The following is a 10,872-nucleotide window of genomic DNA, read 5'->3' as shown; positions in this document are numbered from 1 at the left end:
CGCCGTGCCCCCATGTCCCGGACCCCGTGAAGAAGGACAGAAGTGCGCCACGTCGAACCGGCAGTCTCGCTCATCGCCAAGCCCCAGATCGACTGGGAGGCCATCGACTCCTATCTCGACGAGGTGGGAGGGCGTTCGTGGTCCGACCGGGTCCAGAGTTCGGAGTCCCCGGACAGCGAGGACCTCCTCGAGTTCGCCGGTCGCATGTGCTATCGCTCGTGGGAGCCCGGGCTCAACCCGAACGTCTCCCGCGTGCGCACGGACTCCGCCGCGTACCTGAGCAATGTGATCGGCTCACAGCACGGTTCCGTGCTCGAGCACGCGAACTTCACCTTCATCCTCCACAACGTGTCGCGCGTGCTGACGCACGAGCTCATCAGGCACCGGGCAGGCTGTGCCTATTCGCAGGAGTCGCTGCGATACGTCCGGCTCGAGGAGGTGCCGTTCTGGTTCCCCGACTGGGCACGGGAGGACGAGGAGCTCATGGAGCGTTCCCTCAAGGTGCTCGACACGCTCGAAGAGCATCAGAAGTGGATGGCGTCCCACTTCAAGCTGGACGAGGAGGGGACCGCGTTCTCGCACAAGAAGCACATGACGTCGTTCATGCGTCGGTTCGCCCCGGAGGGGCTGGGCACCGGAATCGTCTACACCGCGAACCTCCGCTCCCTGCGTCACGTCATCGAGATGCGCACGGCGCCGGGTGCGGAGGAGGAGATCCGCCTGGTCTTCGGCAAGATCGGGGAGATCATGAAGGAGGAGGCGCCCGCGATCTTCGCGGACTATTCGGTGGAGGAGGGTGCATGGCTGCCGGGCACCCGGAAGGCGTGATCATCTATGTCTGACATCTTCGCAGCGGACCTGAGCCCGACGAAGCCCCAGGCGGTCGCCGCGCTCCTGACCGTGCGGTTCAGCACCGCGATCACGGCGGAGGACGTGCGGATGCTCACGTCGTTCCGTTTCGATGACCCGGCCGGCGAAGTGGGCTGTGAGACCCACATCGTGGCCGTGACCCTGCCGGATCGGCGCGACCTCGTCGTCCAGGTCCCCCTGACGTACCGGGGTGCACCGCTCGACGGCGCGCGCCAGGAGGCCCTCGTCACGACGATGGACCATTCGGTGCTGGGTGACCGCTGGGTGTACGACGCGGCGCACGACCCGATCTACGTGACAGAGCTGCTTCTGGCGATCACCGACGCGGGGAGCGCCGCACAGCAGTTCGCCGTTGCCGACGACGGCAGTCGATCGCTCCTCACGGAGGGGCTGGCGAATGTCCGGGGGACAGGCCCCGCATCGGACCCCGTGGATATGCCCGATCCACGGGACGTGTCCGGAGGTGCGGACGAAGAGGTGCAGGCGGACGGTTCGGTGCTCCCGACCGTCGAGCGCGCGGGGGGCAAGACCGTCACCCGTCTGCGCGGGACGGCGATCGAACTCGTGGAGGTGCTGGACACGGACGGCGGGCTGCCGGGAGCCGGTGCGGCGGACCTCGGTTCCGCAGTGGTGGACGCCGGTCAGCTGGTCGCCACGTGGGACGGCCAGGAATCGCCCGTCGTGCTGGCGCGCATCGTCCGCTAGGGGCGGCATCGTCCGCTAGGGGCGATCGGGCGGGTCAGTGCTCTCGGCTCTCGTCGAGCGCGGCCGGTGCCATCGCTCCACACGTCAGGACGTCGAGCAGCAGGAAAGGGTGCCGCTCCCTCGGGAGGGGCACCCTTTCTGTGTCCAGTTGATCAGTGCGCGGTGGTCGCGTGGGTGGCGTTCGTGCGGTGTGCGTCCTGCCGACGGCGCTGCAGCGTCCTGTTGACAGCGGTCGTCACGAAGCCTGCCACGCCTCCGACGACGAGGACGGCGGCGATCAGCGCGAGCACGATTCCTGCGATCTGCGGGAGATCCATGTGCAGCCCTTTCGTGTCGTCTGAAGGGCACTGCGATCACCGGGAGCGGCCGCCTGCGTCCTTCACTCCCCCCTACTGTAGAAAATGATTCTCAGAAACGAAAGGAGCGTTACGCCGGGCGCCTCCGCTGTTACGCGACCGTAATGTCGAAAGACGGACCAGTCTCACGCCGCGGTCTGCGGGTCTCATGGCCTGATGATCGTGAGACCGGCCGCTCCGGGTTCTCCCAGACCGACGAGGGCGGCCGGCGCTTCGTCGAGTTCGATGGTGCGCGTCACGAGATCCTGGGGCCGCAGGCGACCGTCGGCCACGAGGCGGAGCAGCGGAGCGTAGTCGCCGGCCGCCATCCCGTGGGACCCCAGCAGGCTGAGCTCCAGGGAGATGATGCGCGGAACCGCTGTCGTCGGACGGGCCGCCAGCAGCCCGATCTGGACGTGGCGGCCCAGCGGCCGCAGCGACAGGAGGGCGGCGTTGAGCGTGCTGTCGACGCCCAGCGCCTCCACCGTCACATGCGGGCCGTCGGCCGTGCCCAGGTCAGCGGCGGCCACGCGGACACGGTCTGCGACCTCGGCCTCGGTGAGTCCGGTCGAGTCGACGGCGGCGCCGGCGCCCATCGACTCCGCCAGCGTGAGCGCGTCGGCGGAGATGTCCACCGCGATCACCTCCGCTCCGATCGCGCGGGCGATCATGACCGCGGACAGGCCCACACCGCCGCAGCCGAACACGGCGACGACCTCGCCGCTTCGCAGCTGCGCACGGTCGTGCAGCCCGCGGAACGCGGTGGCAAACCGGCAGCCCAGGGGGAGGACGGCCTCGGCGGGCAGGTCCTCCGGCACGGACACCAGGTTGACGTCGGCATGGTGGATGACGACCTCCTCCGCCCACGACCCCCAGTGGGTGAAGCCGGGCTGTGTCTGCGTGGGGCACACCTGTGCGTTCCCGGACACGCAGAACTCGCACGTCCCGCATCCGCAGACGAACGGGACAGTGACCCGATCGCCGGGGGAGAACGCCGTCACACCCGCGCCGGCGCGCACGATGCGACCGACCAGTTCGTGACCGGGCACATGGGGCGCGGACACGCTGTCGTCGTGCCCCGACCACGCGTGCCAGTCGGAACGGCACACCCCGGTCGCCTCCACGGTGATGACGACACCGTGGTCCGGTGGGGTCGGCGGGTCGACGGTGACGACGGACGGTGGCTGGCCGAAGGCTTCATAGAGGACTGCGCGCATGATCGGGATTCTACGGAACGGCCACGGTCCGAGCTCCGTGTCTCAGGATGCGACGCCGTGTGACGGACTCTTACGAGCGCGATCACACCGGTTCCCGGACGGGCTACTGTCAGTGGTGGTTCGGGTCACGTGACCCGAGTGCACAACGACAGGACGAACGATGATCGCTTTCAGGAACTCGCAGGCATGGGCACTCTCCGCCCGCTTCGAAGCCCTCGATTGTTGCCCTGCCCCGTGCGTCCGCGGGACCAGCTGAACGGTTCGCACCGTCACATGTCGGACGGCTCACGCCGTCCGCTGTCACCCCGCCCTCACTGACCGGCACCGCACTCTCCACCCGGCTCGCTGATCCGATTCCCTCCGACTGAGTCGGAATCCTCGGGCAACCCTGCGCGCACGCCGGAACACGCACTCCCTCCCCAGCTCCGGGACCGCTGCGCCGGACCGGCGCGCCGAGCTCCGTGTGTCAGAGGCAGCGCCTCAGATCTTGTGCGCCGAACACTGTCCGTGGGCTCCTGCGCGTCACCTCACCCCCGGCTCCGATCTCCGGCTCCGACCGCTGGTTCCGACCTCAATCGCCCAGCCCGGGTCCCGCCGTCGGCTTCGGGCCGTCCATCGCCATTCCACCCATTCCTCTCCCGGCACCGGCCGGGCCATATCCGCCACAGGAGAACACCTCATGTCCCGACGTCCCACGTCTCTTCGCTCCACCTTCGCGCTGCCGCTCGCCGCAGTCGCCTCCCTGGCCTCGCTCGTCCTGCTGAGCGGATGCCAGGGTGCGGCGAGTTCCGCCCAGGACGTGGGCGAACCCGTGTCCGGCGGCGTGCTGCGCGTCGCCTACGACGTGGACCCGGAGTGCGTCGATGGTCAGCAGGTCGGCAACAACACCGCTCTCAACGTGGCGCGTCAGGTGACCGACTCCCTCACGGATCAGGACCCGGAGACGGGTGAGATCGTCCCGTGGCTCGCGGAGTCCTGGGAGGTGAACGAGGATTCCACCTCCTTCACCTTCCACCTGCGCGACGGGGTCACCTTCCAGGACGGGACGGAGTTCACCTCCGCCTCCGTCAAAGAGAATTTCGACGCGATCATCGACCTGGGTGCGAAGGCGACGCAGGGGTCGTCGTACCTCGCGGGGCTTCGCTCGGTCGAGACTCCGGACGACCGCACCGTCACCGTCACCTTCGACGAACCGAATGCCCAATTCCTCCAGGCGACCTCCACGATGATCCTGGGCTTCTACGCGCCGGACACCCTGGAGAAGACCCCGGAGGAGCGGTGCATGGGCGACATCGTCGGCACCGGGCCGTTCGCCCTCGACCATTTCACGCAGGCCGACTCCGTCACACTGTCGCGCTACGACGACTACGGGTGGCCGTCCTCGCTCGCCCAGCACGACGGGCCGGCGCACCTCGACGGCATCGAGATCACGGTGGTCCCGGAGGCGACCGTCCGCAACGGAAGCCTGTCGTCGGGCCAGATCGACATCGACACGGCGGTCCTCCCACAGGACGAGGAGGTGCTCGAGTCCTCCGGCTTCCCGATCGTCTCCCGCCCCAACCCGGGTGTCGTCTACCACCTGTTCCCGAACGTCGGACAGCCGATCGCGGACGAGTCGGAGGTGCGCCAGGCGATCAACAAGGCGATCGACCGCGACGAGCTCGCCACCGTCCTGTCCCCGCACCAGTCGCCCGCCACGTCGACCCTCGCCCAGTCGACACCGCACTACACGGACCTCTCCCACCTCCTGGAGCACGATCCGGACGGTGCCGCCCAGCTGCTGGACGACGCCGGGTGGGAACTCGACGAGTCGACCGGCATCCGGGAGAAGGACGGCGAGCCCCTCACCATCGCGCTCAGCTACTGGCAGACCGCACCCTTCCTGGAGCTGGTCCAGCAGCAGCTGCGCACCGTGGGCATCGATCTGCAGCTGGACAAGAAGACGATCGCGGAGCACCGGGCGGTGCAGGAGACCGGTGACCTCGCGTTCGACTTCTACAACCTCACCCGGTCGGACGTCGACATCCTCCGCACCGTCTTCGACGCCAACGGCCGCAATGTGAACAACCGGGAGCCCGAGGAGGTCGACGAGATCCTCGACCGGACGACCGCGACGACGGATCCCGACGAGCGCGGTGCGCTCGCAGAAGAGGCCGTCACGGCACTCATCGAGGAGGGGTACTCGATCCCCCTCGTCGAACTGTCGGGGGTCGTCGCGACGAGCCCCGACGTGCAGGGCTTCCACTTCGAGGCATCCTCCCGCATCCAGTTCTACGACACGTGGCTGGCGGGTGAGGACTGATGCGCATCACACCGACCGCGGTGCTCATCCTCCGCCGGCTGGGCCACGGTGCCATCGTCCTGTGGGCGGCCTACACACTGAGCTTCCTCGTGCTCTTCGTCCTCCCCGGTGACCCGGTCGCAATCATCCTGGGCGGGGCCGACCAGTCGACCGCGACCCCGGAGCAGATCCAGGCGGTGAGGGAGGAGCACCACCTCGATCGTCCGTTCCTCGTGCAGTACGCGCTCGCGCTCTCAGGGGCTCTGCGGTTGGACTTCGGCACGTCGTACGCGACGGGAATGCCCGTCGTCCAGGCGATCGTCCAGTCCCTGCCGAGCACGCTGGGGCTCGCAACCGCGGCCCTCGCGCTCGCAGTCGTGGGCGGCACCGCACTCGCGATCATCGCGGTGCGCACCCAGCGCCCCACGCTGCGGAACATCCTCGCAGGGCTGCCCGGGCTGGGCGTCGCGATGCCGACGTTCTGGGTCGGCCTGCTCCTGCTCCAGGTCTTCTCGTTCCGTCTGGGGTGGATCCCCGCGCTCGGCGCGGACGGCTTCCTGGGCCTCGTCCTCCCCGCGATCACGCTCGCGCTGCCGCTGGGCGCGATGATCGGGCAGGTGCTCCTCACCGCACTCGACCGGGCGTGGGCGGAGCAGTTCGTGACGACGTTCCGGGCCGCCGGGCTCGCACGGACCAGGCTCCTCCTCACCCACGCGCTGCGGGTGGCGAGCCTGTCCCTGCTGTCGATCGCGGGTGTCCTCACCGGCAACCTGCTGAGCGGCGCAGTCGTCGTGGAGACCGTGTTCACCCGCAACGGGCTCGGTCGACTGGCCGAAAGCGCAGTCTCGAGCCAGGACATCCCGCTCGTGCAGGGGATCGTGGTGTTCTCCGCGCTCGTGTTCGTCGTCGTCAACCTCGTGACGGACCTGCTGTACCCGCTGGTCGACCCCCGCACCCGTCCCGCTGCTCGACCGTCGTCCCGTCGGACGGCGAGGCCGGTGGCGCCCACCGCTGCACAGGAGGTGTCGGCATGAGCACGAGTGTCAGGACGAGCACCACCCCGACGACCACCTCGGCAACCGCCTCCGTGACCGCCCGGACGACCACTCCGTCGATCCTGCCGGTGCCGGCCGACCGTCGCACGCGGAACGGAATCGCCGGAACTGTCCTTCGCGCCTTCCGTCGCGCGCCCGGACTCGTCCTCGCCGCGGTGGTGCTGACGATCGTCATCGCGTGGGCGCTGGTCCCCGACCTGTTCACCGAGCAGGACCCGCTCATGGGGGAACCCGCGGACAGGCTGCAGGCGCCCAGCACCGCCCACCTGCTGGGGACCGACCACCTGGGACGCGACGTGCTGTCCCGGGTGGTCCACGGGGCCGCCGCCTCGCTGGGGACGACCGCGATCGCCGTCCTCATCGCGTTCGGCGCAGGCACCCTGCTGGGTGTCGTGTCTGGATTCCTGGGCCGAGGCGTCGATGCGGTCGTCATGCGTCTCATCGACGTGCTCCAGTCGATCCCCGGCCTGCTGCTGTCGATGTCCGTCGTCGTGGCTCTGGGCTTCGGCTCCGTCAACATCGCGCTCGCCGTCGCGCTCGCCTCGATCCCCGCGTTCGCCCGTGTGGCCCGCGGCGAGGTGCTGCGCTGGCGGTCGACCCTCTTCGTCGAGGCGGCACGTCTGAGCGGCATCCGCACGCCGGAGATCATCGGCCGTCACGTCCTGCCCCACGCGGTGGCGCCGGTCTTCGCGCTCGCGGCGCTGGAGTTCGGGTCCGCGATCCTCGCGGTGTCCGCGCTGAGCTTCCTGGGCTACGGCGCCCCGCCGCCGCAGCCCGAATGGGGCCTGCTCGTGTCCGAGGGCCGTGACTTCCTCGCCAGCGCCTGGTGGCTCACCACCCTGCCCGGCCTCGTCATCGCAGGCGTCGTCCTGTCCGTCAACCGCATCGCCCGTTCCATCGGCTCCGGAAGGAGACTGTCATGACCTCCACACCGATCCTCTTCGCCGCATCCCAGCAGGCGGAGCAGGCGCTCACCGGCTGCTCGCTCGTATCGGTCACCGACGTGCCGGGGACCACCGCCGAGGTGCCCACCACGACACGTGACACGGCCCGTCCCACGACCCACACCTCGGGCGCGGCCTTTCGTACGGATACCCACGCGGAAGGCCAGGCGGCCGCCCACCCGGGCCCCGCTGCGGATGGTCCGGTCGCGCTGGGTCTCACCGACCTCACGGTCCGCTTCCCGTCGCGAGGTGGGCCGGTCACCGCGGTGACGGGTGTCGACCTCGAGGTGCAGGCGGGGGAGACCGTCGTCCTCGTCGGCGAATCGGGATCCGGGAAGTCGACGACGGCCGCTGTCGCCGCCGGGCTCCTGGGGACCTCGGCGGACGTGTCCACCGGGACGCACACAGTCTTCGGCACGGACATGCGGGGAGCCGGCAGCCGGGCGTGGCACGGGGTGCGCGGCACGCGGATCGGCTACGTCCCGCAGGACACCGGTTCGGGTCTCAACCCGGTGCGGACCGTCGGCTCGCAGATCCTCGAGGTGCTCGCGGTCCACGGCTTCGCGAAGGACGCGGCCCGAGCACGGATGCGGGAGGTGCTCGCCGCGGTCGGGCTGGACCCGGACCACCACCCGGGCAGGCACCCGCACGAGTTCTCCGGCGGCCAGCGCCAGCGGGTGCTCATCGCGCTCGCGATCGCCGGTGACCCCGGCCTCGTCATCGCGGACGAACCGACCTCCGCCCTCGACGTCACGGTGCAGAAGCAGGTGCTCGACCTGCTCGAGGACCTCGTCGCCGCACGGGGGGCGGCCCTCGTCCTCATCACCCACGACCTCGGCATCGCCCGGGACCGGGCAGACCGGATCCTCGTCATGGAAGCCGGGCGCGTCGTCGAGGCGGGTGCCGCGGACGACGTGCTGAGCCGACCGCAGCACCCCTACACGCAGAAGCTGCTGGCCGCCGCTCCCGGCCTCACCGACGCACCGCGGCTCCGGGCCGTCCAGGAGGACACAGCCTCCGGGGCCCCGGCCGTCCAGGTGTCCGGGCTCACCCGCACCTTCGGCACCGGCACGCAGGCGGTCGCCGCCGTCGCGGATGTCGATGTCATCATCCGGCCGGGACGCACGCTCGGCATCGTCGGCGAATCCGGATCCGGGAAGTCGACGACGGCGCGCCTGCTGCTGGGGCTCGAACCGGCGGACACCGGAACGGGCACCGTGCTGGGGGAGGAACTCGCGACCCTGCCCCGGCGTGTGCGTGTCCTGTCGCGCCGCGCACGGTTCGTCCATCAGGACGCGACCGCCGCACTGGACCCCCGCTTCACCGTCGCCCAGTCGATCGCGGAGCCCCTGCGCGGGTTCCGACTGTTCGGCGGGAAGGCGGCCCGGACTGCGCGGGTCGAGGAGCTCCTGAGCCTCGTCGCCCTGCCCGCAGACGTCGCCCACCGCCTTCCGCGTGAACTGTCGGGAGGCCAGCGGCAGCGCGTCACCCTCGCACGCGCACTGGCGAGCGACCCGGACCTGCTGGTGCTCGACGAGCCGGTCTCCGCGCTCGACGTGTCCGTGCAGGCACAGATCCTCGACCTCCTGCTCGACCTCCAGGACAGGCTGGGGCTGACGTACCTCTTCATCAGCCACGACCTCGCGGTCGTGCGGAACATCGCGGACGAGGTCCTCGTCATGGCCGACGGACGAATCGTCGAATCCGGCCCCGCCGCGTCCGTGTTCGACGACCCGCAGACGGAACTCACCCGCAGCCTCGTGGCCGCCGTCCCCGGATCACGCACACCCACCGACCGCTGCGGCTTCTCCCACCACCTCACCAGCCCCGACGACCCCACCCGGGCCCACAGCCTCACCCACGCCCACAGCCTCACGAACGGAGCACGATGACCACGCACACCTCTTCCGGCGACGACCGGCGCCAGGTCCACCTCGCCGCGCACTTCCCCGGCGTCAACAACACCACGGTGTGGTCCGACCCGGCAGGCGGGTCCCACATCGAGTTCGACGGATTCGCACACTTCGCGAAGACCGCGGAGCGGGGCCTCTTCGACTTCCTCTTCCTCGCGGAAGGGCTCCGGCTGCGAGAGCACAAGGGGGAGGTGTTCGACCTCGACGTCGTCGGACGCCCGGAGACCGCGACCGTGCTCGCCGCCGTCGCCCAGGTGACGGAGCACCTGGGGCTGGCCGGCACCTTCTCCGCGACATTCAACGAGCCCTACGACCTCGCCCGGAAGCTCGGCACACTCGACCACCTGTCGGCCGGTCGCGCCGCCTGGAACGTCGTCACGACGAACAACGCGTTCACCGGTGCGAACTTCCGTCGCGGCGGTTTCCTCCCGTACGACGACCGCTACCGGCGGGCCATCGACTTCGTCGCGACCGCGCGGCGCCTCTGGGAATCCGGCACGGACTCCACCGGCGGCGCCTTCTCCCACACGTCGGACTTCTTCGACATCAGCGGTGAGTATCCGCTGCCGCGCAGCCCGCAGGGGCACCCGGTGATCTTCCAGGCTGGCGATTCGCCCGACGGCCGTGATTTCGCCGCCGGCACCGCGGACGTGATCTTCACGCGGCACACGGAGCTCGACGAGGGCAAGGCGTTCTATGCGGACATCACTCGCCGGCTCGCCCGGTTCGGCCGGTCGGAACAGGACCTCAAGATCTTCCCCGGCGTGAGCTTCGTACTGGGCGACACGGAGGCGGAAGCGCAGGAGAAGTCCGCGCACATCCGCCGCCAGCAGGTGTCGGGCCCCGGGGCGATCGCGTTCCTCGAGCAGCTGTGGGGTCGGGACCTCACCGCGTACGACCCGGACGGACCGCTGCCGGACGTCGATCCGGACTTCGACAACGCGGACATCACCCGCGGCCGCGTCCGCCATGTGCAGGACCCACGTCCCGTCGCCCAGGCATGGCGGGACCTGGCGGAGGCGAAGGGGCTGTCCATCCGGGAGCTCGTCATCGAGGTCTCCGCCCGCCATTCGTTCATCGGCACGCCGGGCCAGGTCGCGGAATCGATGAACGACTACATCCAGCAGCGTGCGGCCGACGGCTTCATCCTCGTCCCACACATCACCCCGGGAGGTCTGGACGAGTTCGTCGACCGGGTCGTGCCGGAACTGCAGGAGCGCGGCGTCTACCGCGACGCCTACCCGGGCACCACGCTGCGGGAGAACCTCGGCCTCGCATCACACCGGCCCGAAGCCGACTGGCAGGCAGGCCGCGACGCCGCCGCAGAGCGCGACCCCGCGGCCGCACGGGCTGAGGACGGGGACACGCGGACGGGCAGCGAGGTGCGTGCGGATGCCGACGCACCGAAGGAGCCCGTCCGTGTCTGACACCCCGCCCCACGAGCCCCACCCCCCCGTGCGCACCCGCGCCGTGCCCCCCACCCCGCGCACACCCACGCGGTACTCACCCGCGCCGTGCAGCCCATGCACACACAGCCCATGCACACACACGT

The 10,872-nt window shown here is 70.0% G+C and carries 9 protein-coding genes; 7 read left to right on the top strand and 2 right to left on the bottom strand.

The genetic code is table 11. The features are described 5' to 3' along the window. Positions 1 to 42: 42 nt before the first annotated feature. Together thyX and JFC09_RS09285 are read left to right on the top strand one after the other, a co-directional pair. Positions 43 to 828, top strand: coding sequence for an FAD-dependent thymidylate synthase (gene thyX, locus JFC09_RS09290; RefSeq protein WP_198393739.1), 786 nt, complete (start codon positions 43 to 45; stop codon positions 826 to 828). A gap of 6 nt (positions 829 to 834) precedes the next feature. Next, positions 835 to 1,575, top strand: coding sequence for a maltokinase N-terminal cap-like domain-containing protein (locus JFC09_RS09285; RefSeq protein WP_198393738.1), 741 nt, complete (start codon positions 835 to 837; stop codon positions 1,573 to 1,575). A 152-nt stretch (positions 1,576 to 1,727) separates the two neighbouring features. On the opposite strand, the gene JFC09_RS09280 is transcribed toward JFC09_RS09285, so the two are convergent. Continuing rightward, positions 1,728 to 1,892 (bottom strand): hypothetical protein, encoded by a 165-nt coding sequence (locus JFC09_RS09280; protein WP_198393737.1) that lies wholly within the window; start codon positions 1,890 to 1,892, stop codon positions 1,728 to 1,730. A 185-nt stretch (positions 1,893 to 2,077) separates the two neighbouring features. Then, positions 2,078 to 3,127 carry an alcohol dehydrogenase catalytic domain-containing protein gene (locus JFC09_RS09275; protein ID WP_198393736.1) on the bottom strand — a complete coding sequence of 350 codons (1,050 nt, stop codon included), beginning with the start codon at positions 3,125 to 3,127 and terminating at the stop codon, positions 2,078 to 2,080. A gap of 679 nt (positions 3,128 to 3,806) precedes the next feature. Here JFC09_RS09275 and JFC09_RS09270 point away from each other — a divergent pair. The 5 genes from JFC09_RS09270 to JFC09_RS09250 are packed head-to-tail and all read left to right on the top strand — an operon-like array spanning position 3,807 to position 10,747. Then, on the top strand, positions 3,807 to 5,429 hold the full coding sequence (locus tag JFC09_RS09270; RefSeq protein ID WP_198393735.1) for an ABC transporter substrate-binding protein: 1,623 nt from the start codon (positions 3,807 to 3,809) through the stop codon (positions 5,427 to 5,429). Then, complete coding sequence (locus JFC09_RS09265) at positions 5,429 to 6,442, top strand: ABC transporter permease (protein ID WP_198393734.1); 1,014 nt, start codon at positions 5,429 to 5,431, stop codon at positions 6,440 to 6,442. Before JFC09_RS09270 ends, JFC09_RS09265 begins: the two co-directional genes overlap by 1 nt. Continuing rightward, positions 6,439 to 7,386, top strand: a complete 948-nt coding sequence (locus JFC09_RS09260) for an ABC transporter permease (protein WP_198393733.1) — start codon at positions 6,439 to 6,441, stop codon at positions 7,384 to 7,386. The genes JFC09_RS09265 and JFC09_RS09260 overlap by 4 nt, the downstream gene beginning before the upstream one ends. Further along, positions 7,383 to 9,299 (top strand): dipeptide ABC transporter ATP-binding protein, encoded by a 1,917-nt coding sequence (locus JFC09_RS09255; protein WP_198393732.1) that lies wholly within the window; start codon positions 7,383 to 7,385, stop codon positions 9,297 to 9,299. Before JFC09_RS09260 ends, JFC09_RS09255 begins: the two co-directional genes overlap by 4 nt. Continuing rightward, complete coding sequence (locus JFC09_RS09250; protein WP_198393731.1) at positions 9,296 to 10,747, top strand: NtaA/DmoA family FMN-dependent monooxygenase; 1,452 nt, start codon at positions 9,296 to 9,298, stop codon at positions 10,745 to 10,747. Before JFC09_RS09255 ends, JFC09_RS09250 begins: the two co-directional genes overlap by 4 nt. Positions 10,748 to 10,872 lie beyond the last annotated feature (125 nt).

Source organism: Brevibacterium yomogidense (genome assembly GCF_016107685.1).
Taxonomy (GTDB): Bacteria; Actinomycetota; Actinomycetes; order Actinomycetales; family Brevibacteriaceae; genus Brevibacterium; species Brevibacterium yomogidense.
This window is presented reverse-complemented; position numbering and strand designations above follow the sequence as displayed.

Bases quoted from the DNA above. Each gene is read 5' to 3' on its own strand.
- JFC09_RS09250 (WP_198393731.1), top strand. From the start codon at position 9,296: ATGACCACGCACACCTCTTCCGGCGACGACCGGCGCCAGGTCCACCTC.
- JFC09_RS09270 (WP_198393735.1), top strand. From the start codon at position 3,807: ATGTCCCGACGTCCCACGTCTCTTCGCTCCACCTTCGCGCTGCCGCTC.
- JFC09_RS09255 (WP_198393732.1), top strand. From the start codon at position 7,383: ATGACCTCCACACCGATCCTCTTCGCCGCATCCCAGCAGGCGGAGCAG.
- JFC09_RS09260 (WP_198393733.1), top strand. From the start codon at position 6,439: ATGAGCACGAGTGTCAGGACGAGCACCACCCCGACGACCACCTCGGCA.
- JFC09_RS09285 (WP_198393738.1), top strand. From the start codon at position 835: ATGTCTGACATCTTCGCAGCGGACCTGAGCCCGACGAAGCCCCAGGCG.
- JFC09_RS09280 (WP_198393737.1), bottom strand. From the start codon at position 1,892: ATGGATCTCCCGCAGATCGCAGGAATCGTGCTCGCGCTGATCGCCGCC.
- JFC09_RS09275 (WP_198393736.1), bottom strand. From the start codon at position 3,127: ATGCGCGCAGTCCTCTATGAAGCCTTCGGCCAGCCACCGTCCGTCGTC.
- JFC09_RS09265 (WP_198393734.1), top strand. From the start codon at position 5,429: ATGCGCATCACACCGACCGCGGTGCTCATCCTCCGCCGGCTGGGCCAC.